This window comes from Woronichinia naegeliana WA131 (genome assembly GCA_025370055.1).
Classification (GTDB): Bacteria; Cyanobacteriota; Cyanobacteriia; order Cyanobacteriales; family Microcystaceae; genus Woronichinia; species Woronichinia naegeliana.
In genome coordinates this window covers 163132-186724 of sequence record CP073041.1, presented here as the reverse complement: position 1 = coordinate 186724, position 23593 = coordinate 163132, and the positions used below count along the sequence as shown (strand labels likewise).

Below are 23593 nucleotides of genomic sequence, written 5' to 3'. Positions count from 1 at the left end.
ATTTATTAATCGAGGAGTATTAGTTGCACTGATTGTTGCTCTCATTGGTGGTGCGGCTAAACTGTTTGGATGGTTGCCGACCAGTTAAACTCTCTCAATTTTGAGTCTTGAAAGCTTTTTATCTTCACGGTAAGGGGCTATCGCTTTGCGATCAAAAACCTACTCAAGAAATGTTTTCACGGTTCCATTCGGACTTAATACCAAACGCACTGTTTGTTCTTCTGGCATTGGTAAAGGAGAGACAAATTTTTGTCCTTGATTAGGCATCGGCACTTGGGATAGATAAAGACTAGCAGCCTTGCCCAACGGAATAGATTGATCGAGAGAACCATCGGATTTAATACGAAGACGATATTCCAAGGTTTGACTCAAATTATCAGGGGGTTGCCATTTCTCTTGAAAATAATTTCTGATTTCTGCTACCTGGGGAATTGTATCTAACAAGTTTGTATTATTGTTTGTGGGGGCAACTAACGGTTTGACACCTGGGGGTAGAGCCGATTGGCTGGGAGTCTGGGAATTCATGGCCAAGGGGGGAAGCTGGGGGGCAGAGGGGATAACTTGACCCTGAAAATTGGGAATTGGTGCGCCCTGGGGTGGCAAAATAGGTAAATTAGCCTGGGAATTGACAGGCGGAATGAAGGGATTCGCCATCGCACTGCCTGGTGGTGGCGGCGGTAGATTGGGGTTGCCCGTTGCTGGGACGATCATAATGGTTTGACTGGGAGGGGCTGGCGGTACGGCGGGGGGAGGCGGTAAAACTCTAGCGGGAGGAACCACTAAATTAACGGTGGGATTACGAGGAGGAGGACTGGCGGCGGCAATAGTCGTAGGAGGCGGTAGGGGATCACGAAGCGCGAGGCTAGTGGGTAAGCTGGGGTTAGAGGGTGGGTTTTTAGACGGTGCGGGGGGAATGGGCGGTAAGATCTCTGTAAAGGTGAACTGGGTATGAACCGGTAACATCGGCGTAATATTGCCTACCTCGACAGAACGAGGAGAAAAAACTTTTAGGCCTGCTCCGGCTAAACCAACTGCAATGAGTCCCAGTAGGGCCGCCCCTGTCCAAACCCAAAAACTTTTTCCTTCTGTGGGCGATCGCTCTTCTGACTTCGGTGCGAGGTCACGACCATATTCTTCTAGGGCATTGGTGAGATCGAGCAGTTGAGAAGTGGTCAGCAAGACTAAGGGGTTAACATGGGAAGGACTTTCCAGCAGGCCAAAACAAAATTGATGGCTGAGTAATCCCTGGGGTGTCAAAGAAAGGGAATCAGACGGTGCATAGAGCAAAGGTTCGACAGTGGCGACACAAGCCGATGAGGGTGTATTTGTCGACCGATGATGGCTACAGGTTTGCTCTAAAAAATTCTGAATATAACCACTAACCACATCACATAATCGATCTAACTGAACGCGATCGCCTTTAACGGTTACTTGACGATCTTCCGAGAGACGCGGATCATCAAAACGTAATTCAAAGCGAAAATCCTGGGGAAAATGCGGGGAATGCCAGCCGAAGAGAGATTGTTTTGCCCAAAGTTCTAAAGTACAAGTCGGTGGTGTATAACGGTGTAATACCCGATCAGCCAGCAGTTTCATTACCCCATCCCTGAACCTTTTCTAACAACACTAACCATAAACGGCGATGACCATTGATCGCACCATAGAACATCAAATCAATTAACTGTTTAAATGCAAACCGTTCCCAATCCCTGGTTTCCACTACAGCGATCGCCTGATAATCTTGATAAAATCCGCGAAAACGCCCTAAATACTCTCCCAATAAAGCCGTTTTAGCCGCATCCTTTCCTTGTTCCTGCATTTGCTCCATCAACGTCACCGCCCGCCGCAATAGTTCCTGATGTTTTTGGGCTAAATGACAAATAATCAGTACCAAAGATCGCGCTGCTTCGAGGGAAAGGGGGCGATCAAGACAGGAACCCCATTGGCGAGGCTGGGAAAGGGTCTCGGCTGTTCCAAGTTCTAGGGAAAAATGCTTCAGATGCAACTCCTGTACACTTTGCTCAACTAAATTCACCTCCAACTCCGTTAGGGCAATCAACGCCAAAAACAAAACATCTAAACGCCGTTGAATCTGACAGAGTTGTTCCTCATTGGGGGAATGCACCAAGGGCAAATCTTGCCAATTAGAGGAAACCGACTCAACGCGAACCGAAGACGACATCCCAGGGAATCTCCTGTGACACTACATGATTACAATATTCTAGACGGGACTACATCCAAATTAGGAGCAATCAATGAGTTTTGAATCGGCGGCGGACGCAGCTATCCAACAAAATTTAGAGCAATTTGTCGTCGTTTTATCGGTTTCTCTTACGGTCGCAACTCTTTCACGGATTGTTCCTTGGCTACGCAAAATTCCCTATACCCTGCTGCTTGTCATTGTAGGTTTAGGTCTAGCCTTCGTGGATGTGCGCTTAGTTAATCTCTCACCTCAATTGATTCTTGAAATTTTTCTCCCCCCCCTGCTTTTTGAAGCCGCCTGGAACGTGCGCTGGCGAGATTTGAAATCGAATTGGTTTCCCGTCACCCTTTTCACCATTTTTGGTGTCATTATTTCCATCATCATCATCGCCTTTGGTTTAAGTCAATTCACCAACTTAACCCTACCCACCGCCCTTTTAGTCGGAGCCAGTCTTTCTACCACTGACCCCGTTTCAGTCGTTAGTCTCTTTCGGCAATTGGGAGCCAGTAAGAAATTAAGCATTCTCATGGAGGGCGAAAGTTTATTTAACGATGGGGTTGCCGTTGTTGCCTTTGTGCTGCTAGTTAGTCTGCCCTTTGGCTCAGAATTATTATCGTTACCCGTTATTCTGCCGCTATTCTTTAGCTTTGTGGGCATTGGGGTGGGAATTGGCTGCATTATTGGTTTTGGTATTTCCTATCTAACCCAACGTTTTGATCTTCCCCTAGTTGAACAATCTTTGACTTTGGTTTCTGCCTATGCGACCTATCTAATTACGGAAGAATTGGGCGGATCAGGGGTCATCGGTGTGGTGACAGTGGGCATTATTTTGGGGAATTATGGCTCACGCAATGGGATGAATCCCCGCACCCGTTTATTGGTATCGGAATTTTGGGACTTTCTGGCTTTTTTCGTCAATTCCATTGTCTTTCTCTTAATTGGCGATCAGGTTCGACTGGCTAGTTTGGCCGACAATGTGACGGTGATCTGCGTTGGCATTGGAGCCGTTTTAGTCTCTCGCTTCATTACTATTTTCGGCTTAAGTGGACTCAGTAATTGGTTAGTCAAATCCCAAATCGGTTACAAGGAGCAAACGGTTCTTTGGTGGGGAGGATTACGGGGATCGGTTTCAGTGGCACTGGCTCTCAGTGTACCGGCCTCTTTGGCCCAACGTCAGGAGATTATTAATACGGTTTTTGGAGTGGTACTGTTTACGCTGTTGGTGCAGGGTTTGACCATTCAAGGGATGTTAGAACGTTTTAACTTGATTGGCGATCAGGCTTTAAAACAGGAATACTCGGCACTGTTAGCCCGTCAGTCTGCTTTACGGCGAGTCTTGGATTATCTGGATAAATTGGCCTTTGCTGGGGATATGAATACTCCCCTTTATCAGCCGAAAAGAGTATTGGTGGAAGAACAATTAAAACAGATTGAAGAGGAGCTTAAAAAGCAGCAGCTTGCCCATCCTAATTTGGAAAGTTTGATGATGGAACAGTTAGAAGAAACGCTTTTAAATATCGAGGCCGATACCTATGCTGAGTTTATTCGCTCTGGACGTTTAAATCAGGATTTGCCCCCCGTATTGCAAGAGATTTTTATTGAGAAAGAAACCATTTCTTCTTAGGGTATTTCTGTTTTTAAAAACTTTCTCAGTTGCTTAAATCCTCTAATTCTGGCAGAAAATAACCTTTCTAAGCCCCCTAAATCCCCCAATTCTGGGGGACTTGTTGATATAAATGCTGTTAACAATTGCCTTAATGTTTCAAGACCTTGATCGCCTGTTGTAGCTGAGACTGAGTATGATTGGCCATTAAGGTGAAACGGATGCGGCTGGTGGGAACAGTGGGCGGGCGAATGGCGGGGGCAAAAATGCCTTGATTTTGTAACTGTTGGGCCAAGGCGAGAGCTTGTTCGGGGCTATCTAGTTCTACACAAAGAATGGGAGAATGGGAGGGCAACAGTTTATGGGCAATTGAGGCTAAATGGGTTTGAAAATATTGCACATTTGACCAGAGATTTTGTAATCGTTCCGGTTCCTGTTGAATGACCTGAATGGCGGCGATCGCGGCGGCGGTATCTGCGGGAGAAAGGGCTGTGGTATAAATCCAACTGGCTGCTCGATTACGTAAAAAGTCAATTAACTGAGCGGTTCCAGCGACATAACCCCCTAAACTACCGAGAGCTTTACTAAGGGTTCCCATTTGCACAATCTGGGCAGTTTGACAGTGAAAATATTCTCGACAACCCGAACCAGTTTTTCCCATCACGCCGGTGGCATGGGCTTCGTCAATTAAGACCATACAGTTATGGGACTGGGCTAGGGCAATGATTTCAGGTAAAGGACAAAGGTCGCCATCCATACTAAACACACCGTCACTGAGGATTAAACAGCGTCGATAATGGGGTCGCTCTTGGTGCAAATATTGGGCTAACTGTTCAAGATTATTGTGTGGATATTCTCGATAGGCTGCGCCACTGAGTTTGGCCCCATTTTTAAGACTGGAATGATTATATTGATCGCCAAGAATTAAATCGCGCTGTCCGACTAGAGCAGTAATGGTTCCCAAGTTAGCTAAATAGCCAGAACTAAAAACTAAGGCTGCCTCCGTTCGTTTCCAGTCCGCGATCGCTGTTTCCAGTTGACTATGGAGAGAACGATGGCCGCTTAATAGTCTCGACCCTGTACTGCCAGTTCCCCAGGCTTGAATGGCCGTGATCGCCGCTTGTTTGAGACGAGGATCATTGGCCAAACCCAGGTAATCATTACTGGCAAAATTAATCAGCGATCGGCCATCTCTTTGGATCGTGGGGCCAGGGGGACTTTCTAGCGGTTTTACAGAACGATACCAAGCGGCTTTATGAATAGTTTGCATAGCCCGATCAAGCCATTGGTAAGGATCATTGCTCACGGTATATTCCACCTGTCAAATCTGGTTCTTCGGTAGGTATTATGCAATAAGCTTATCAAAAGGCCTTTTTCTGTCAAGCTCCCAGTTTATGTACTTTATTTTTGAATTGGCGTAAATTAACTTAAAAGAGCAATAAAAAGGGCTTATAGTATTAAGCCCCTGCAAAAAAAATTAGACGGTAATTAACTCCTTAGAAAGAGGCTTGAAGCTTAAACGTTCAGATTCTACACCTACCAAAATCGTGTCCCCCGCTTGATATTCACTCCGTAAAAGAGCCTTGGCGATCGCTGTTTCTAAATAGCGTTGAATAGCTCGTTTTAAGGGTCGCGCCCCATAGACCGGATCGTAACCAATATCAGCTAGAAAATCTACCGCCGCTTCAGAGAGTTTCAAGCCAATTTTTTGCTCCGTTAAACGGGCTTCTAAGCGTTTAACTTGAATCTGAATAATATTGCGTAATTCCGATTTTTTGAGACCATGAAAAATAATGGTTTCATCTACCCGATTGAGAAATTCTGGACGGAAATTTTCCCGCATCACTTCCATGACCCGCGATCGCATTTCTTCGTATTTAGAATCATCCCCCGCCAGGTCTAAAATGTATTGGGAACCCAAATTACTGGTCATAATAATGATGGTATTTTTGAAGTCCACCACATGACCCTGAGCATCGGTTAAACGCCCATCATCGAGGATTTGTAACATCACATTAAAGACATCACCATGAGCTTTTTCAATCTCATCAAAGAGAATTACCGAATAGGGACGACGACGAATTGCTTCCGTTAATTGACCGCCTTCTTCATAACCCACATAGCCTGGAGGCGCACCCATTAAACGGGAAACCGTATGTTTTTCCATGTACTCGGACATATCAATCCGAACAATGGCTTCTTCCGTATCAAATAAACTTTGGGCTAAAGCCTTTGCTAATTCAGTTTTACCCACCCCTGTAGGGCCAAGAAAAATAAAACTGGCAGTGGGACGATTGGGATCAGAAAGCCCCGCCCGCGATCGCTGAATGGCTTCGGCAACAGCAGTGACAGCTTCCTCTTGACCAATAACGCGATCGTGCAATTCATCCTCTAAATGTAAGAGTTTTTCTTTCTCCGATTCCACTAATTTACTGATAGGAATACCAGTCCATTTGGAGATAATTTCGGCAATATCGGACTCTAAAACTTCCTCGCGTAAAAGAGATTTTCCAGAGGTTTGTTTCTCTGCTAATTGGTCTTCAAAGGTTTTAACTTGGCGTTGCAATTCCGTTAATTGTCCAAAGCGTAATTCGGCAGCTTTATTGAGATCGTAATCCCGTTCGGCCTGTTGCACTTCCAGATTAACTTGATCAATTCTTTCCTTGACAGTGCGAATTTTATCAATGACTTCTTTTTCTGATTGCCATTGACCATTAAGTTTTGATTGATCTTCCTTGAGATTAGCTAACTCTTTTTCTAGTTTTTCTAAGCGTTCCTTAGACGCAGGATCATTTTCCCGTTGTAAAGATAAACGCTCCATTTCTAACTGCAAAATTTTACGATCAACTTCGTCTAATTCCTCTGGTTTAGAGGTAATTTCCATCTTTAACTTAGCCGCAGATTCGTCCATTAAATCAATAGCTTTATCGGGCAAAAAGCGATCGCTGATATAACGATTCGATAAAACCGCCGCCGCCACTAAAGCACTATCAGCAATTTTAACGCCATGATGGACTTCATAACGCTCTTTTAAACCGCGTAGAATAGAGATAGTATCTACCACATCGGGTTCATCTACTAAAACCTCTTGAAAACGCCGTTCCAAAGCCGCATCTTTCTCAATATATTTACGATATTCATCCAAAGTTGTCGCGCCAATACAACGCAATTCTCCTCGCGCTAACATCGGTTTTAATAAGTTACCCGCATCCATCGCGCCCTGGGTTGCCCCAGCACCGACAACGGTATGAATTTCATCAATAAAGAGAATAATATTACCCTGACTTTCGGTAACTTCTTTTAATACCGCTTTGAGTCGTTCTTCAAATTCACCGCGATATTTTGCCCCCGCAATTAATGACCCCATATCCAAAGAAATTAACTTGCGATCGCGGAGAGAATCGGGAACATCGCGGTTAATAATGCGTTGGGCTAATCCTTCGGCAATAGCAGTTTTACCGACTCCAGGCTCACCAATTAAAACGGGATTATTTTTGGTACGACGAGATAGGATTTGAATGGTACGACGCACTTCATCGTCTCGACCAATCACAGGATCGAGTTTACCTTCACGGGCTAATTGGGTTAAATCGCGCCCGTATTTTTCGAGAGATTCGTATTTACCTTCGGGATTTTGATCGGTCACTTTTTGACTGCCTCTGACTTGTTGAATAATTTCTTTTAATCGCCCTTCGGTAAGTCCCATTTCCTGATAGAGAATCTTACCAAAACGGTCATCTTTAGCATAGGCTAAAATTAGGTGCTCAATGGAGATAAATTCATCCCCAAATTCTTTACGATAATTTTCCGCACGGTCTAATAAACTGTCTAAACTCCGCCCTAGATAAACGGATTCACTGGGTTGATTAACATGGGGTTGCCGTTTAATAAAATCATCGGTGCGATCGCGGAGTCTGGGAACACTAATATTGGCTTTATTAAAGATACTTGTGCCGAGTCCTTCCTGTTCAAGGAGAGACTTAAATAAATGTTCACTTTCGATCTGTTGTTGTTTATTTTGTTTGGCTATATCGGGTGTCCGGGCGATCGCTTCCCAGGCTTTTTCGGTAAATTGGTTGGGATTGGTGGGTTGCATAGGCTTTCGTATAGGAGATTACAGTCTTTATTGTAAGGGGCAATTTGCGGGGTTGGAAGACGGTTTTCCCGATAAGCGAGTGGGGTTTTCCCGTTTTTAAAATTTTAAATCGCTATAAAAGCTGTATAAATCCCTCTTGTTGAAAATGGCGATCAGTTGTTAATGCGTGAGTGATCTTTCGTTGTTTCATTAGGACAAAACTAACGGCATCACATAAAGAATAGGTTTTATCAGCCCTGTTAAGCAACAGTTTCATTGCTTCTTTATGTAACTTTTCACTAACCCAAACCGTCTCAATATTAGGATCATTGAGTAAATCTGACAAAAATTCTAAGACTGGTGATCGCGGAAAACGACGAGCAATTGCTAGGGCTACTAATTCAGCTAAAATGTAGTTATGGGTTAATAATTTACCATCATAATTATCAAGAAATTGAACCGCTTCTTGATGTTTGGGTTCATCAAAATGAAGATAACAAAGCAAGCCCGATGTATCCAAAAGCATAGGTTATTTAACTCTCATTTGCATAAATCTTTGCCAGGTCTGCATCTATAGATTCATTATCTATACCAGTTGCATAACCTAGACTGATACTGCCCGCATGACTTTTGAAACGTTGCCTTGCTTGTTCTTGTTGCGTGTTAGTTGACTGCTTTTCAACGCTATCAGAGTTGCCGAGTTTTGTGATTATCCAATCGGTGACAGATAATCCGATCGCATCAGCTTGATGTTGTAAAGTGTTGTAAACTTCATCACTGAGTTCTAAGGTTAATTGCTGACTCATGGGAAACCGTTAATTTTCAATTACGATATAATCATTATAACTTTTCTCTCCCTTACGAACAAAAATGATTGAGCTTATGAATCAAAATTTTGATATGGATGATGATTTACGTCCTGAGTATGATTTTACTCAACTGACCTTTATTGCCAGAGGAAAAGATCGCAAGCCGAGTCGCAAACAGTTGACAGACCTCGATCCCTGGACGAAAAGTTTAATAGGCGTTATTCAACCTGATTCAGAAATGTCTTTAGCTGATTATGTAGATTATTTGGAGGATAAATACGAATAATACGATCACCGATCAATATGTTTCCTTCTCCAACGCGATCGCAGACCTTATTTTAATACTGTTCTCAGGGGCGATCGCGTTGCAGCCCACATTCCGCAGGTAAGTCAAGAGACAAAGTAGTACTTTTGACATGAAGAGCCAAGAAAGGAAAGAATATGTTTGTGTTTGGAGGTCAAATTAACGATAGTTTGGTCGTGTTCTAAACCTGTGGAAAAGAGTAATAATAAATAAATGTAAATCTTAAAATTGGTGTGCCATGCTATTCAAAGCAATTGTTTGCCCAAGTTGTCAAAGTACGGATATTGTGAAACACGGCCCCTCTGGGGAGGGGAAAGAGCGTTACAGATATCGTAATACAGAATGTAAGCGTTGCACATTTATCTTAAACTATACTTATAAAGGTTATTTGCCAGAAGTAAAGGAAAAGATTGCCGAAATGGCAATGAATGGTAGTGGCATAAGGGATACAGCCCGTGTGCTGAGGATTAGTCCATCAACAGTGATTAGTGAACTAAAAAAAAAGAGTCTAGTTTAGTATTCGTCAACGAAAAAAAACTAGCAGAACTGGAACCCAGTCAGAGTATTGTAACGCTCTGCCAATGGAATGACGTGGAAGCAGAACTCGACGAAATGTGGGGTTTTGTGAAGAGCAAAAAAGAGCAAAGATGGTTATGGCACGCTATTGCTCATAAGACAGGTGAGATATTAGCTTATGTTTTGTCTGGTCACAAAGACGAAGCATTTCTAAGGCTAAAAGAGTTGTTAGAACCTTTTGGTATTACTCAATATTATACAGATGGATGGGGGGCTTACGAACGACATATTGAGCCAGCATTGCATGAGGTGGGTAAGTATAATACTCAAAAAATCGAACGAAAGCACTTGACATTAAGAACTCGAATAAAGAGATTAGCGAGAAAAACGATTTGTTTCTCCAAATCTATTGTGATGCACGATATTGTCCTTGGATTATTTATCAATCGCTTTGAATTTGGATGTCTTATTTAGATGTGCTTCCACAGATTCAGAACACTACCTATTATCGGACTGGAGACGTTGAGCACTTTCGACCACAAGCCATCGTTGCTGTTCACCCCCATATTCCGAAGCCCTCACTTGCCAACGATAACCGTCCTGTTCACCCTGCTGCCATTGGTCTTCTGATATATTTGCCAAAGTCTCAGTGGCTTCTTTCAGAGGGACACGACTTAACCATTGAATTGACCTCGCCATGCCCACATTTTCCGCCGTATAAAAAGCTCCATCAATCACCGATAAACCTTCCATATTCAACGTTTCTTGACAGTCTTTGATTATCTGGGGAAACACCTTTTTATCCGATTTATTGCCATCTCCTAATTGCATAAAGAGAGGGACACCACCATCTCCACTACATATCATATTTAGGGCTTGCTGAAAAAAGCTGAGACCTTTACGGAGAAAAATAGTAGGCGAATTAAGAACCGCTAGAATGCACGAAAATAGGGTAGAATGCCTCAAAACCATTGCATTAAGAAGAGAGAAAGCAGATGTACCGAAAGCAACAGTACTCAATTGAAACACCAGAAAACTTGAAAAATCTGTTCGGCGGGCAGTTAGACGAAGAAAATCGTTGGATAGAAATGTCAAAAATGATTCCCTGGGAAGAATATGAGGAAGAATATGCAAAAAACTTCACAGAAAAAAAAGGAGCCCCAGCCAAATCATTTAGAATGGCATTAGGAGCATTAATTATCAAAGAAATTTCAGGAAACTGGACAGTGCGAAGTTCTAGGAAAATCAACGAGTTTACTAGGGTTTCAGCCCCCAACGTCCTTCACCCCTCTTCCAGACTCACAATCGCTGAAAGGCTTTCAATGCAAGGCTTTTAGGCATTTTGTCAAAATGTCTGACAGAGAACTTCGCACTCTCCAGTCAGGAAAAAGTGACAGAGAAACAGTAGAACAAATAAAAGAGAACCCTTATTTACAGTACTTTATAGGAATGGAAAGCTATAGTAGCAAAGAAGCATTTAATGCGTCAATGATGGTTCATTTTCGTAAAAAAATAGGAATGGAATTAATAAATAAAATTAATAAAGAAATAGAAAAAAAAGCGACGGGTGTAGCGTCAGAAAAAAAAGAAAATGAAGGAAAGTTATTGTTAGATGCGACTTGTACACCAGCAGATATAAAATATCCAACGGATATAGGAATATTGAATGATGCCAGAGAAAAAACAGAAAAAATAATAGATAAGCTGTATGAAGAAATAAAAGAGAAAAGGAAAGAAAAGCCGAGGACTTATAGGGAAGTGGCAAGAAAAGAGTACTTAGCCATAGCAAAAAAACGTCGTGTGTCAAAAAAAGAAAGAAGAAAAGGAACAAAAAAACAACTAGGATATATAAAAAGAAACTTGTCTCATATAGAAAAAATGATAGAAGAGGGAGCAAAGTTAGAAAAACTAACGAAAAAAGAGCAAGAAGAGCTTGTAACGATAGGAAAAGTGTATGAGCAACAGTTAGAAATGTATGAAAAAAAGACAAATAAAGTAGAAAACAGAATTGTGAGTGTAAGCCAACCTCACGTGCGTCCAATAGTGCGTGGAAAAGCGGGAAAAGCAGTAGAGTTTGGAGCTAAAATATCGGCAAGTAATGTGAATGGCTTTGTCTTCTTAGACAAATTAAGTTGGGATAATTACAACGAATCGGGAGATTTACAAGCGCGAATAGAAGAATATAAAAGGGAAACAGGATGTTATCCGGAATCGGTTCATGTGGATAAAATCTATCGAACAAAAGCGAATCGAGCTTATTGTAAAGAAAGGGATATAAGAATGAGTGGTCCCCGATTGGGAAGACCGCCGAAAGAGGTGAGCAAAGAAAAAAAGAAAGAGGCACGCTCAGATGAAAGAGTGCGTAATGCCATTGAGGGTAAATTCGGACAGGGAAAGAGGAAATTTAGTCTTGGTCGAGTGATGGCCAAACTACCTGAGACCTCGGAAACGGTAATTGCGATGAACTTTTTGGTAATGAATCTTTCTACTCTACTTCAGAAGACAAAAAAGAAAACAAAAAGTAAAAAGTTGTAGAGTCGTTTTTCTTGTGAAAAATGGTGTTAATTTTCCTCTCTTTTGTGAGGAGTGATTTGTGTTGACCTTTTTAGACAGAAAGGAACAATAGATTAAACAAAATCTGTATTTTGATTTGTTTCCATAAGGATAAGTTATCTATGCTTTTTCAGTCCATACTTCCCTAACCCACATTTCTTTCGTTTTTTGACTTTTTCAGCAAGCCCTATTTAACATAAACTGTTTTAGGTCTGGTCGTTTATCTCTGGAATAACCAAATTTTATTTTTATGGCTTTTGTCTGCTCGTCTTCCTCATCTTCTATCCTTTCCTTATACTTCCCTTGTACAGACATTGAGGTTGAGTCTAAATGCTTTGACTTTTGTTCTATTCCAAAGATTGCTGCCGCTTTTAGGACTATTTTCGTGAACCGGTTTTTTACCCCCACTCCAAATACCTTATCCAATGACCTTCCTAGCTTGTCATCATTTAAATCTTCTGCTTTTATTCCTTCTCCTAATAGGTGTTCTAATGCTTTTCCTTTAAAAAACTCACTCAACAAATATAACGGAGCATTGATACATCCTAAGCAGTTTAATATCATTGCTTTTACTATTGTACCTACACTGAGCTTTTCTTGAGGATGAGTTCCCACTTCCTCATCGATAATTTCTACTAAACCCATTTCATCTATAATTCCCGCTACGATTCCTAAGTGGTCGAGGTCTTTAATATTTAGGTTATTCATTTTTACTGTTGATTCTATCTAGTAGTCAGTCAAGGTAGAACTGATGGATAAAGCCGCTTGAGTTTGATGCGAGCATCATCAGTGGTAAATTGCCAATCAATGGTACGCAATTGTTCATTTCGGTGTTTTTCCCAAGCAGCAATTTCATTGTTGAGAGTTTCCTTGTCAGGAATACGACGGGCTAAACATTGACGAGATAAAACGCTCAACTCAATCTCAGCCATGTTGAACCAACTACCATGCTTAGGGGTGTAATGAATATCCAGTTTGTCAAGGATACGCTTGGCTTCTTGGGGTTCAAAGGTCTCATATAAGGCATAGGAAACATTAGTATTCAGGTTGTCGTGAATAAGTGTTATCTTTTCGGCTTCTGGATGATAAATATCGACCAGAGATTTCAGTTGATGAGCATAATCTTTTTTAGTACGACGTTCGGTTACTTCTACGTGTCGCCATCCAGCTAGGGGTTCAGAAAACATAAACAAATTGCTCACCCCATTCCGTTCATATTCGTAGTCATACCTTTCTACCTGTCCTGGTTCGGCAACTAAGGGCGTTTTGTTCTCCTTGACCAATTGTTTGTTGGTTTCGTCAAAGCAAACTACGGGATGCTTGGGGTCATAAGGACGTTTGTAAATAGGGCTTGCTGAAAAAGTCAAAAAACGAAAGAAATGTGGGTTAGGGAAGTATGGACTGAAAAAGCATAGATAACTTATCCTTATGGAAACAAATCAAAATACAGATTTTGTTTAATCTATTGTTCCTTTCTGTCTAAAAAGGTCAACACAAATCACTCCTCACAAAAGAGAGGAAAATTAACACCATTTTTCACAAGAAAAACGACTCTACAACTTTTTACTTTTTGTCTTCTGAAGTAGAGTAGAAAGATTCATTACCAAAAAATTCATCGCAATTACCGTTTCCGAGGTCTCAGGTAGTTTGGCCATCACTCGACCAAGACTAAATTTCCTCTTTCCCTGTCCGAATTTACCCTCAATGGCATTACGCACTCTTTCATCTGAGCGTGCCTCTTTCTTTTTTTCTTTGCTCACCTCTTTCGGCGGTCTTCCCAATCGGGGACCACTCATTCTTATATCCCTTTCTTTACAATAAGCTCGATTCGCTTTTGTTCGATAGATTTTATCCACATGAACCGATTCCGGATAACATCCTGTTTCCCTTTTATATTCTTCTATTCGCGCTTGTAAATCTCCCGATTCGTTGTAATTATCCCAACTTAATTTGTCTAAGAAGACAAAGCCATTCACATTACTTGCCGATATTTTAGCTCCAAACTCTACTGCTTTTCCCGCTTTTCCACGCACTATTGGACGCACGTGAGGTTGGCTTACACTCACAATTCTGTTTTCTACTTTATTTGTCTTTTTTTCATACATTTCTAACTGTTGCTCATACACTTTTCCTATCGTTACAAGCTCTTCTTGCTCTTTTTTCGTTAGTTTTTCTAACTTTGCTCCCTCTTCTATCATTTTTTCTATATCAGACAAGTTTCTTTTTATATATCCTAGTTGTTTTTTTGTTCCTTTTCTTCTTTCTTTTTTTGACACACGACGTTTTTTTGCTATGGCTAAGTACTCTTTTCTTGCCACTTCCCTATAAGTCCTCGGCTTTTCTTTCCTTTTCTCTTTTATTTCTTCATACAGCTTATCTATTATTTTTTCTGTTTTTTCTCTGGCATCATTCAATATTCCTATATCCGTTGGATATTTTATATCTGCTGGTGTACAAGTCGCATCTAACAATAACTTTCCTTCATTTTCTTTTTTTTCTGACGCTACACCCGTCGCTTTTTTTTCTATTTCTTTATTAATTTTATTTATTAATTCCATTCCTATTTTTTTACGAAAATGAACCATCATTGACGCATTAAATGCTTCTTTGCTACTATAGCTTTCCATTCCTATAAAGTACTGTAAATAAGGGTTCTCTTTTATTTGTTCTACTGTTTCTCTGTCACTTTTTCCTGAAATTTCTTTGATAATTAATGCTCCTAATGCCATTCTAAATGATTTGGCTGGGGCTCCTTTTTTTTCTGTGAAGTTTTTTGCATATTCTTCCTCATATTCTTCCCAGGGAATCATTTTTGACATTTCTATCCAACGATTTTCTTCGTCTAACTGCCCGCCGAACAGATTTTTCAAGTTTTCTGGTGTTTCAATTGAGTACTGTTGCTTTCGGTACATCTGCTTTCTCTCTTCTTAATGCAATGGTTTTGAGGCATTCTACCCTATTTTCGTGCATTCTAGCGGTTCTTAATTCGCCTACTATTTTTCTCCGTAAAGGTTTCAGCTTTTTTCAGCAAGCCCTAAATATCCAGCACATTTTCCATGCAACAGACGAATTCTGCATTGGCTTCGGGGGGAATCACCCAACATTCCTTTAACCAAGGCTTTAGTTCGTTTTTTTTAGAGTTTGACGCACTGTTTCATGGGAAATGCCTTCTACATGACCCAACTCCACCATCTTGTCTGCTAACAATCCCAATGTCCATGCCCCTCTTCCTTCTGGTGCTTCTGTGCAGGCAATTGCAATCAAACAGGCTTCTTTTTCTCCATCTAACAATCGTGGTCTTGCCTTTAAGGGCGTTCGACGCGATATACTTCAAACGTTCATAATCTGAGATTTATCAAAGCGTTGAAATCGTAAGGTGAGCAGAGAATCAAGCTCCTCCTTATATTTTACGTTAGCATCCTCAAGACATCCTGAAATTGCTGCAGAAAACTGCGTAAAATCTTCATAATATTTTGCGTATAAACACTTCTTCTTCACAAACTTCCACAGTCTTTCAATTAAATTCAAGTTAGGAGAATAAGGAGGTAAGTACAGTAACTCTATTCCTAATGATTCTGCCAACTCCTGTACAATTCGGCATTTTTGATAACGAGCATTGTCTAATACCAACGTAATCGGTATTAATAGTCCTAATTCTGCTATCTTTTCTAGGAGTTCACAAACCTGAGTTCCCGTAATATAAGAACTGTTCGTTACCATAATTACTTCATGGGTAATTGCATTTAATGCTCCTAACACATTAAAACGTTTTCTCCCTGATGGTGACTTAATAAAAATCCTCTTGAAGCACCATATAAAATTTACAAATGCTCCCATTACAAAATGAGAGGCATCTACAAAGAAAACTGCCCTTTTTCCTGCTTTTGCCTCTTCTAGCCTTGGTTCTAGCTCTTTTTCTCTATAGCTATTCTGAGCTTCTACATCTGCTTTTGATGGAATTGTTCCCACCTTTAGACACCTCATTCCTATTGACTTTAAAAATTTTCTGACTTGCGTCGGACTTCTTTTTATTCCTGTTAATTCTTCTATTCTTTTTACTGCTTCATTTATTGTTGCTGGTGGATTTGACTCAAAATATGCCTCAATTGTCCCTTGATGCTCTGTTAACTCGCTTTTCGGGCGATTAAATTTTATTTCTTTTAGTTTTTCTATCCCGCCCTCTTGATAATCACGGATATAGCTTGTCACCGTATTTACTGAAACTCCTGCGAATTGAGCAATTTTTTGATGAGACAATCCCTGACTTTTTAGCCATAAAACTTCCATCTTTAGCTGCACTCTAGGATGCGGGTGATTAAACCGACCGTAAGACAACAGTCTTTTGTCTTCTTCTGTAAATTCTAACTTAATCATTTCTCAGCCTCTTGACTAATTTTTCTATTTTTATTATATTATCTCTTATTTTTAGAATTCGCAACCTGTGACCGTGTTTAGTATAGAGCTGATTCTACGCTTTCTTCTACAAACTTTTGTCGTACTCTTTCTATAGTGCTAACACTGATATCCAGCGCTTCACTGATTTCTTTATCTCTTAATCCTCCTTTTTCCTGATTTATGTCTGCTTTTAGCAGAATACGAGCATGGTTGACTCTATACGCAAGAGATTTTCCTTTGGTTGTTATACTTTCCAATTCTTTTCTTTCTTCTTGCTCCAGAGCAACTATGTATTTTTTTTTTAGCCATGATTTCTCTTGAATGTTTAGGTCTTCCCCATTCTCACACTTTTTACCCATCAAATCAAGGATGACTGACCACTAGTACTATGTGGTCGAAAAGAGCAGAAATTATTTCTAGAAGCAATGATGACGGTAGCGGAATTATTTGAAAGGAGTGCAGAATCTCTCCAGTTATTTACAGATGGAGAAAAGCGATATAGTCAACTGCTATTTAATATTTGTCACGAAGTATTAAGGACTGGAAAGCGAGGTCGTCCCACCAAAGTATTACCGAAGGGTCTTGTAGTAAGACTAAAAAATAAGAGTAGTAAACGTCGAGATTCTGAGGGTAAACTCAAGAAAGTAGAAACTCCGAAACCAGAACATCCAGAGACAACAGAAAAACCAGAAGAAAAGGACGTCCATGCCAACCACGTTGAGGCATTTAATAGTGCTATCCGACGCTATTTAGCCGCCTTTCGTCGTCGTACAAATACTTATGCTAAATCTGTTGTGGGATTACAGCGAGTACTAGATATTTTCTGGATGGTTCATAACTTTGTTCGCAGCCATTTTACGACTAGAGAAGTTCCTGCTGTAGCTCTCGGTATAATTGAAAAAGGGTTAACTTGGGAGGACTTACTCCAAATTCGCCTGATTTCTTGAACCTCCCGTATTGCAACGTTTATAGCTTCTAGCTAGACGATACCAGTGCCGCTCTGGCTTGAACAGTTACTTGCGCCCATAAAGCTCAATGAAACTCAAAGATTAGTATTAGAAAAAGCCTAGAAGGTTGGCCCTATAAATTAAATAGATGGCCAATCGTTATAATAAGGAAACCCAACATTTCCACACAAACAATATTCCCTTCCAAAATTAATTAACATCATTCTTGTTTAATTTGTTGGGTTGCTTTCTTTTTTTTAATTTGTTGGGTTGCCTGCCTTAATCCAACCTTGTATGTTGGGAATGGAGGATAGGAGTTATCCTAATCTCAAGAAGAACAAGAAAAAGAGTGACTCTGAACCCAACCTAAAGCAAAAAGCTTGCTTCGTAGATAAAGAGCCTCTTATTTGTTCTTCGGAATGTCACCTTCCGCAGACTGGACAGTATCAACGTGGCTTTTCTCAAAAAACCTAGTATTTGCAAGGATAGCGCGGCAGAGTGACAACTATTTTTCTGACTCACAAGGAGTTAAACCATGAGCGAAAAAGAAGCCATTCTCGGCATAGATATTAGTAAAGAAAAATTCTCAGCCGCCTTACTCAAAGGAGAGAAAAAAAGTCAGGTTAAAGAATTTGCCAATAACCTTGAAGGGTTCGAGCAACTCAAAAAATGGTTGGAGCAAAACCAACTTGAAAAAGTTCATGCCTGCTTAGAAGCCACCAGTAACTACGGCCATTCAGTAGCAACTTATTTACACAGTTTAGATCACATTGTCAGTATTGTTAATCCTGCCCGAATTAAAGGATTTGCTCAAAGTCGCTTGAGTCGAACAAAAAATGATCAAGCCGATGCCACAACTATTGCACGATTCTGTTTGGCACTTAAACCACAAGCCTGGACACCCCCAAGTCCAGAAATGGCGCAATTACAGTCCTATAGTCGTCGTTTAAGAGCTTTAGAGCAGATGGCAACTCAAGAAAAAAATCGTTTAAAAACAACAGTTGATGAGAGTCTCATAGAAGATATTGAAGCTCATCTTGTGTTTCTAGAAACTCAAATTGACAATGTAAAAAAGCGACAAAAAGAATTGTTGAACGAATATAGTTCTCTAAAAAGTCAAGCAGATTTATTGACTTCGATTGTAGGAATTGGTGAGCCGACAGCAATGACCATTCTGGCAGAAATTGGCGATATTAATCAGTTTTCTTCTGCTCGTCAATTAGCCGCATTTGCGGGTTTAACCCCTCAAGAGCATCAATCGGGAACCTCTGTTAAAGGGAAAACTCGGTTGTGTAAAATTGGTAATCCTCATTTACGTAAGGCTCTTTATTTTCCTGCCTTGAGTTCTATGCGTCATTGTTCTCCCATGAAGGATTTGCGAGAACGGTTTTTAGAGGCAGGAAAAAACAAGATGCAGATAGTTGGGGTCGTGATGCACAAACTCATTCGGATTGTTTACGGGGTTCTCAAGTCAGGGAAACCGTTTGACCAGACTAAGTTGGCTCTTCCTAACGTTGTTTTAGAGGAGGAAACTGATTTTTTGCCTGCTTCCCCTTGACACTTAACACAGTATCTACCAAATGATGGTAATCTACTTGTGATAGAAACAGGGCAAACGCATCAAAATTCTAGACTCTTTATTTGACAAGCCTTTTAGCATTTCATAAAAAATCAATAATGATTGCTGAAACCTTTACCTAGCCTATCATTCAAAAATAAGATGCGTTTGCCCTGGTGATGGAAAAGAGCGATCGCGGTTCATGTAAAAAGTTAGTAAGATAGGAAGTGTCGCATTTGCCATCTAAGCAGAGAGCAGTCCCCATGACCGTTGCCACTTCTCCGCCGATTCTTACTGAAAACCAACGTTTTGTCTTACCGGGTCTCCATGCCTGGCAGGATTTTAAGACGATTCAAGGAGTGATAGAACTGCAACCCGGACTGCGTATGACCTATCTAGACGGAGTAATTGAGTTCATGACCCTGGGTGAATACCACGAATCTATTAAAACGCTGATTGGATTTTTGATCGAATATTATCTGTTCACTCAAGGCATTGAATTTTTTCCTGTGGGTAGTGCGACCCGTGAATCTAAAGAGAAATCCGTCTCTTTTGAGCCAGATGAATCCTATTATCTAGGAGAAAAACAAGAGCATCCTGATTTGGCGATTGAAGTTAATATCACTAGTGGTAGTCCTCAAAAACTGGACAAATATCAACGGCTTGGTATTCGAGAAGTTTGGATTTGGCAAGCTGAAAAATTGGTGATTTACACTTTGGAAGGTGATCGCTACCAGAAAACTCCAACCAGTAAATTACTACCGAATTTAGATATTGCACTACTGGAGGAATGCGTAATGATGCCTTCCAGACTGGAGGCAATCCAACGGTTTACCACTCGATAAAAATAAGCGGTAATTATCTGGAGTCATGAGGAGTTGGTGAGCATAGACAATAAAGTTTTAGAAAAGTGATCGCGTTATCAATTCTCATCAAAAAGTGATCGCATTGCGTTGATTGTATTGCCAAGCCCACAGTTGATCACCGAGGGAAAAGTGCCACCATTCCCCAGGATGTCGCAGAAAACCGACCGATTCCATCAAGTCATTTAATAAACAGCGATGGTGATGATAAATTTGAGCCTCTTGAGCCGTTGCTTGTTGGTAAAAATTAGGGGCTCTTCTGGATTGACGTTGAAAAATGTATAATAAGATACCCTATATGAGGATGGCATCAATGTTATTTTTTCTAGAAAATCTGGTAGATTTGCCAAAGGTAAAAATAAGAAATGTTATTCAAGAAGGAACAGAGGCTTTTTTGATACTGAGTTGTCAAGAGGAAGAAGTCAAATGTAATTACTGTGGAAGATTAACCGATGAATTACATCAGACCAACAATCTACTCATAAGGGATTGGGAGCATCTCACTTACGCAATAAGTATTAATACTTATGGGGCAGAAAAATAAGACTTTGAACTTTATCGAACTTTATCAAAAAAAGAAATGAGAGTATAATAGTCGAGACCCACTTTCCAAAATCTATCCCAATTGAGGAACAATCTCATGTTGGTAGTGTTCTGAATCTGTGGAAGCACATCTAAATAAGACATCCAAATTCAAAGCGATTGATAAATAATCCAAGGACAATATCGTGCATCACAATAGATTTGGAGAAACAAATCGTTTTTCTCGCTAATCTCTTTATTCGAGTTCTCAATGTCAAGTGCTTTCGTTCGATTTTTTGAGTATTATACTTACCCACCTCATGCAATGCTGGCTCAATATGTCGTTCGTAAGCCCCCCATCCATCTGTATAATATTGAGTAATACCAAAAGGTTCTAACAACTCTTTTAGCCTTAGAAATGCTTCGTCTTTGTGACCAGACAAAACATAAGCTAATATCTCACCTGTCTTATGATCAATAGCGTGCCATAACCATCTTTGCTCTTTTTTGCTCTTCACAAAACCCCACATTTCGTCGAGTTCTGCTTCCACGTCATTCCATTGGCAGAGCGTTACAACCCACATTCCGTACTTGGCAACAAGAATTTTAATTAATACGAACAAGTCTAGATTAGCAGAAGTGCTTCCCCACAAAGGTTTCAGGAATCACAATCTGCTGATCAACAAAAGTACGCCTCTTTATGCAGTACAAAAGCACTGATAAACGCACTACTATAGTCTTTCCTTCTCCGTCTATATCTAGGGCTTGCTGAAAAAAGCTGAAACCTTTACGGAGAAAAATAGTAGGCGAATTAAGAACCGCTAGAATGCACGAAAATAGGGTAGAATGCCTCAAAACCATTGCATTAAGAAGAGAGAAAGCAGATGTACCGAAAGCAACAGTACTCAATTGAAACACCAGAAAACTTGAAAAATCTGTTCGGCGGGCAGTTAGACGAAGAAAATCGTTGGATAGAAATGTCAAAAATGATTCCCTGGGAAGAATATGAGGAAGAATATGCAAAAAACTTCACAGAAAAAAAAGGAGCCCCAGCCAAATCATTTAGAATGGCATTAGGAGCATTAATTATCAAAGAAATTTCAGGAAAAAGTGACAGAGAAACAGTAGAACAAATAAAAGAGAACCCTTATTTACAGTACTTTATAGGAATGGAAAGCTATAGTAGCAAAGAAGCATTTAATGCGTCAATGATGGTTCATTTTCGTAAAAAAATAGGAATGGAATTAATAAATAAAATTAATAAAGAAATAGAAAAAAAAGCGACGGGTGTAGCGTCAGAAAAAAAAGAAAATGAAGGAAAGTTATTGTTAGATGCGACTTGTACACCAGCAGATATAAAATATCCAACGGATATAGGAATATTGAATGATGCCAGAGAAAAAACAGAAAAAATAATAGATAAGCTGTATGAAGAAATAAAAGAGAAAAGGAAAGAAAAGCCGAGGACTTATAGGGAAGTGGCAAGAAAAGAGTACTTAGCCATAGCAAAAAAACGTCGTGTGTCAAAAAAAGAAAGAAGAAAAGGAACAAAAAAACAACTAGGATATATAAAAAGAAACTTGTCTGATATAGAAAAAATGATAGAAGAGGGAGCAAAGTTAGAAAAACTAACGAAAAAAGAGCAAGAAGAGCTTGTAACGATAGGAAAAGTGTATGAGCAACAGTTAGAAATGTATGAAAAAAAGACAAATAAAGTAGAAAACAGAATCGTGAGTGTAAGCCAACCTCACGTGCGTCCAATAGTGCGTGGAAAAGCGGGAAAAGCAGTAGAGTTTGGAGCTAAAATATCGGCAAGTAATGTGAATGGCTTTGTCTTCTTAGACAAATTAAGTTGGGATAATTACAACGAATCGGGAGATTTACAAGCGCGAATAGAAGAATATAAAAGGGAAACAGGATGTTATCCGGAATCGGTTCATGTGGATAAAATCTATCGAACAAAAGCGAATCGAGCTTATTGTAAAGAAAGGGATATAAGAATGAGTGGTCCCCGATTGGGAAGACCGCCGAAAGAGGTGAGCAAAGAAAAAAAGAAAGAGGCACGCTCAGATGAAAGAGTGCGTAATGCCATTGAGGGTAAATTCGGACAGGGAAAGAGGAAATTTAGTCTTGGTCGAGTGATGGCCAAACTACCTGAGACCTCGGAAACGGTAATTGCGATGAACTTTTTGGTAATGAATCTTTCTACTCTACTTCAGAAGACAAAAAGTAAAAAGTTGTAGAGTCGTTTTTCTTGTGAAAAATGGTGTTAATTTTCCTCTCTTTTGTGAGGAGTGATTTGTGTTGACCTTTTTAGACAGAAAGGAACAATAGATTAAACAAAATCTGTATTTTGATTTGTTTCCATAAGGATAAGTTATCTATGCTTTTTCAGTCCATACTTCCCTAACCCACATTTCTTTCGTTTTTTGACTTTTTCAGCAAGCCCTATCTAGTGTTGTGATGGCTAATGATGCCTGCATATAGCGTGTAAATTTTAAATTATTTATTTTCTTCTAATTGGTACGGAATATGGGTTACAATACTCTGACTGGGTTCCAGTTCTGCTAGTTTTTTTTCGTTGACGAATACTAAACTAGACTCTTTTTTTTTAGTTCACTAATCACTGTTGATGGACTAATCCTCAGCACACGGGCTGTATCCCTTATGCCACTACCATTCATTGCCATTTCGGCAATCTTTTCCTTTACTTCTGGCAAATAACCTTTATAAGTAGGGCTTGCTGAAAAAGTCAAAAAACGAAAGAAATGTGGGTTAGGGAAGTATGGACTGAAAAAGCATAGATAACTTATCCTTATGGAAACAAATCAAAATACAGATTTTGTTTAATCTATTGTTCCTTTCTGTCTAAAAAGGTCAACACAAATCACTCCTCACAAAAGAGAGGAAAATTAACACCATTTTTCACAAGAAAAACGACTCTACAACTTTTTACTTTTTGTCTTCTGAAGTAGAGTAGAAAGATTCATTACCAAAAAGTTCATCGCAATTACCGTTTCCGAGGTCTCAGGTAGTTTGGCCATCACTCGACCAAGACTAAATTTCCTCTTTCCCTGTCCGAATTTACCCTCAATGGCATTACGCACTCTTTCATCTGAGCGTGCCTCTTTCTTTTTTTCTTTGCTCACCTCTTTCGGCGGTCTTCCCAATCGGGGACCACTCATTCTGGGTGTGACCTTTAGTTGATGAAGGAAAAGAAAAGTGTTAACATGAGATGAAAAGTG

Annotated in this window: 18 protein-coding genes and 10 pseudogenes; 11 read left to right on the top strand and 17 right to left on the bottom strand. The window is 40.2% G+C overall.

Features of this window, described 5'->3' with window-relative positions; translation table 11 throughout:
• Positions 1-159 precede the first annotated feature (159 nt).
• Together KA717_00945 and KA717_00940 are read right to left on the bottom strand one after the other, a co-directional pair.
• Positions 160-1596 (bottom strand): DUF4335 domain-containing protein, encoded by a 1437-nt coding sequence (locus KA717_00945; GenBank protein UXE61589.1) that lies wholly within the window; start codon positions 1594-1596, stop codon positions 160-162.
• Positions 1580-2182, bottom strand: a complete 603-nt coding sequence (locus tag KA717_00940; GenBank protein UXE61588.1) for a DUF3038 domain-containing protein — start codon at positions 2180-2182, stop codon at positions 1580-1582. The genes KA717_00945 and KA717_00940 overlap by 17 nt, the downstream gene beginning before the upstream one ends.
• Before the next feature lie 73 nt (positions 2183-2255).
• Between KA717_00940 and KA717_00935 the strand changes: the two genes are divergently transcribed.
• Positions 2256-3827: a sodium:proton antiporter gene (locus tag KA717_00935; GenBank protein UXE61587.1), complete on the top strand. Its 1572-nt coding sequence runs from the start codon at positions 2256-2258 to the stop codon at positions 3825-3827.
• Between the two features lie 130 nt (positions 3828-3957).
• Here the strand turns inward: KA717_00935 and bioF are convergent, their stop codons facing one another.
• The 4 genes from bioF to KA717_00915 all read right to left on the bottom strand — a co-directional run bounded on the left by bioF (position 3958) and on the right by KA717_00915 (position 8687).
• Positions 3958-5076 carry an 8-amino-7-oxononanoate synthase gene (gene bioF, locus KA717_00930; GenBank protein UXE64514.1) on the bottom strand — a complete coding sequence of 373 codons (1119 nt, stop codon included), beginning with the start codon at positions 5074-5076 and terminating at the stop codon, positions 3958-3960.
• A gap of 207 nt (positions 5077-5283) precedes the next feature.
• The gene (clpB, locus tag KA717_00925; GenBank protein ID UXE61586.1) at positions 5284-7902 is read right to left on the bottom strand and encodes an ATP-dependent chaperone ClpB; all 2619 of its coding nucleotides are present in this window, start codon (positions 7900-7902) and stop codon (positions 5284-5286) included.
• Positions 7903-8014: 112 nt separating this feature from the next.
• Complete coding sequence (locus KA717_00920) at positions 8015-8407, bottom strand: PIN domain-containing protein (GenBank protein ID UXE61585.1); 393 nt, start codon at positions 8405-8407, stop codon at positions 8015-8017.
• Positions 8408-8414: 7 nt separating this feature from the next.
• Complete coding sequence (locus KA717_00915; protein ID UXE61584.1) at positions 8415-8687, bottom strand: hypothetical protein; 273 nt, start codon at positions 8685-8687, stop codon at positions 8415-8417.
• 94 nt (positions 8688-8781) lie between these two features.
• Between KA717_00915 and KA717_00910 the strand changes: the two genes are divergently transcribed.
• The 3 genes from KA717_00910 (at position 8782) to KA717_00900 (ending at position 9984) form a co-directional block, all read left to right on the top strand.
• Entirely contained in the window at positions 8782-8976 is a 195-nt protein-coding gene (locus KA717_00910) for a hypothetical protein (GenBank protein UXE61583.1), read from the top strand.
• Between the two features lie 406 nt (positions 8977-9382).
• Positions 9383-9511 carry an IS1-like element transposase gene (locus KA717_00905; GenBank protein UXE61582.1) on the top strand — a complete coding sequence of 43 codons (129 nt, stop codon included), beginning with the start codon at positions 9383-9385 and terminating at the stop codon, positions 9509-9511.
• Positions 9512-9585: 74 nt separating this feature from the next.
• Positions 9586-9984: an IS1 family transposase gene (locus tag KA717_00900; GenBank protein ID UXE61581.1), complete on the top strand. Its 399-nt coding sequence runs from the start codon at positions 9586-9588 to the stop codon at positions 9982-9984.
• 24 nt (positions 9985-10008) lie between these two features.
• Here the strand turns inward: KA717_00900 and KA717_00895 are convergent, their stop codons facing one another.
• Positions 10009-10377, bottom strand: a complete 369-nt coding sequence (locus KA717_00895) for a transposase (protein UXE61580.1) — start codon at positions 10375-10377, stop codon at positions 10009-10011.
• A 128-nt stretch (positions 10378-10505) separates the two neighbouring features.
• Between KA717_00895 and KA717_00890 the strand changes: the two are divergent.
• Positions 10506-10718: pseudogene (locus KA717_00890) on the top strand (IS5/IS1182 family transposase).
• Positions 10719-10887: 169 nt separating this feature from the next.
• A pseudogene (locus KA717_00885) lies at positions 10888-12012 on the top strand (IS5 family transposase).
• Between the two features lie 228 nt (positions 12013-12240).
• On the opposite strand, the gene KA717_00880 reads toward KA717_00885, so the two are convergent.
• The 6 genes and pseudogenes from KA717_00880 to KA717_00855 form a co-directional block, all read right to left on the bottom strand.
• Entirely contained in the window at positions 12241-12771 is a 531-nt protein-coding gene (locus KA717_00880; protein ID UXE61579.1) for an IS1634 family transposase, read from the bottom strand.
• A 29-nt stretch (positions 12772-12800) separates the two neighbouring features.
• Positions 12801-13394 (bottom strand): annotated as a pseudogene (locus tag KA717_00875) (IS630 family transposase).
• 243 nt (positions 13395-13637) lie between these two features.
• Positions 13638-14975: pseudogene (locus KA717_00870) on the bottom strand (IS5 family transposase).
• A 125-nt stretch (positions 14976-15100) separates the two neighbouring features.
• Positions 15101-15354: pseudogene (locus KA717_00865) on the bottom strand (IS630 family transposase).
• 39 nt (positions 15355-15393) lie between these two features.
• On the bottom strand, positions 15394-16437 hold the full coding sequence (locus KA717_00860) for an IS630 family transposase (GenBank protein ID UXE61578.1): 1044 nt from the start codon (positions 16435-16437) through the stop codon (positions 15394-15396).
• Between the two features lie 83 nt (positions 16438-16520).
• Positions 16521-16817: pseudogene (locus KA717_00855) on the bottom strand (helix-turn-helix domain-containing protein).
• A gap of 66 nt (positions 16818-16883) precedes the next feature.
• Between KA717_00855 and KA717_00850 the strand changes: the two are divergent.
• From KA717_00850 to KA717_00840, 3 genes are all read left to right on the top strand, one after another.
• Complete coding sequence (locus KA717_00850; protein ID UXE61577.1) at positions 16884-17405, top strand: hypothetical protein; 522 nt, start codon at positions 16884-16886, stop codon at positions 17403-17405.
• Positions 17406-17940: 535 nt separating this feature from the next.
• Positions 17941-18963 carry an IS110 family transposase gene (locus KA717_00845; protein UXE61576.1) on the top strand — a complete coding sequence of 341 codons (1023 nt, stop codon included), beginning with the start codon at positions 17941-17943 and terminating at the stop codon, positions 18961-18963.
• A 263-nt stretch (positions 18964-19226) separates the two neighbouring features.
• Positions 19227-19808: a Uma2 family endonuclease gene (locus KA717_00840; GenBank protein ID UXE61575.1), complete on the top strand. Its 582-nt coding sequence runs from the start codon at positions 19227-19229 to the stop codon at positions 19806-19808.
• An 87-nt stretch (positions 19809-19895) separates the two neighbouring features.
• Here the strand turns inward: KA717_00840 and KA717_00835 are convergent.
• Positions 19896-20036, bottom strand: a pseudogene (locus KA717_00835) (D-alanyl-D-alanine dipeptidase).
• A 103-nt stretch (positions 20037-20139) separates the two neighbouring features.
• On the opposite strand from KA717_00835, the gene KA717_00830 reads away from it, so the two are divergent.
• Entirely contained in the window at positions 20140-20370 is a 231-nt protein-coding gene (locus KA717_00830; GenBank protein UXE61574.1) for a hypothetical protein, read from the top strand.
• Positions 20371-20500: 130 nt separating this feature from the next.
• Here KA717_00830 and KA717_00825 read toward each other — a convergent pair whose 3' ends face one another.
• Entirely contained in the window at positions 20501-21001 is a 501-nt protein-coding gene (locus KA717_00825; GenBank protein UXE61573.1) for an IS1 family transposase, read from the bottom strand.
• Positions 21002-21232: 231 nt separating this feature from the next.
• Between KA717_00825 and KA717_00820 the strand changes: the two are divergent.
• Positions 21233-22570: pseudogene (locus tag KA717_00820) on the top strand (IS5 family transposase).
• Positions 22571-22951: 381 nt separating this feature from the next.
• Here KA717_00820 and KA717_00815 read toward each other — a convergent pair.
• Both KA717_00815 and KA717_00810 read right to left on the bottom strand, forming a co-directional pair.
• Positions 22952-23038, bottom strand: a pseudogene (locus KA717_00815) (IS1-like element transposase).
• A 252-nt stretch (positions 23039-23290) separates the two neighbouring features.
• A pseudogene (locus KA717_00810) lies at positions 23291-23536 on the bottom strand (transposase).
• Between the last annotated feature and the right edge of the window lie 57 nt (positions 23537-23593).

Coding starts and splice junctions, on each gene's coding strand:
- KA717_00945 (UXE61589.1), bottom strand. CDS start 1,596: ATGAAACTGCTGGCTGATCGGGTATTACACCGTTATACACCACCGACT.
- KA717_00940 (UXE61588.1), bottom strand. CDS start 2,182: ATGTCGTCTTCGGTTCGCGTTGAGTCGGTTTCCTCTAATTGGCAAGAT.
- KA717_00935 (UXE61587.1), top strand. CDS start 2,256: ATGAGTTTTGAATCGGCGGCGGACGCAGCTATCCAACAAAATTTAGAG.
- bioF (UXE64514.1), bottom strand. CDS start 5,076: ATGCAAACTATTCATAAAGCCGCTTGGTATCGTTCTGTAAAACCGCTA.
- clpB (UXE61586.1), bottom strand. CDS start 7,902: ATGCAACCCACCAATCCCAACCAATTTACCGAAAAAGCCTGGGAAGCG.
- KA717_00920 (UXE61585.1), bottom strand. CDS start 8,407: ATGCTTTTGGATACATCGGGCTTGCTTTGTTATCTTCATTTTGATGAA.
- KA717_00915 (UXE61584.1), bottom strand. CDS start 8,687: ATGAGTCAGCAATTAACCTTAGAACTCAGTGATGAAGTTTACAACACT.
- KA717_00910 (UXE61583.1), top strand. CDS start 8,782: ATGGATGATGATTTACGTCCTGAGTATGATTTTACTCAACTGACCTTT.
- KA717_00895 (UXE61580.1), bottom strand. CDS start 10,377: ATGATATGTAGTGGAGATGGTGGTGTCCCTCTCTTTATGCAATTAGGA.
- KA717_00880 (UXE61579.1), bottom strand. CDS start 12,771: ATGAATAACCTAAATATTAAAGACCTCGACCACTTAGGAATCGTAGCG.
- KA717_00860 (UXE61578.1), bottom strand. CDS start 16,437: ATGATTAAGTTAGAATTTACAGAAGAAGACAAAAGACTGTTGTCTTAC.
- KA717_00850 (UXE61577.1), top strand. CDS start 16,884: ATGATGACGGTAGCGGAATTATTTGAAAGGAGTGCAGAATCTCTCCAG.
- KA717_00845 (UXE61576.1), top strand. CDS start 17,941: ATGAGCGAAAAAGAAGCCATTCTCGGCATAGATATTAGTAAAGAAAAA.
- KA717_00840 (UXE61575.1), top strand. CDS start 19,227: ATGACCGTTGCCACTTCTCCGCCGATTCTTACTGAAAACCAACGTTTT.
- KA717_00830 (UXE61574.1), top strand. CDS start 20,140: ATGTTATTTTTTCTAGAAAATCTGGTAGATTTGCCAAAGGTAAAAATA.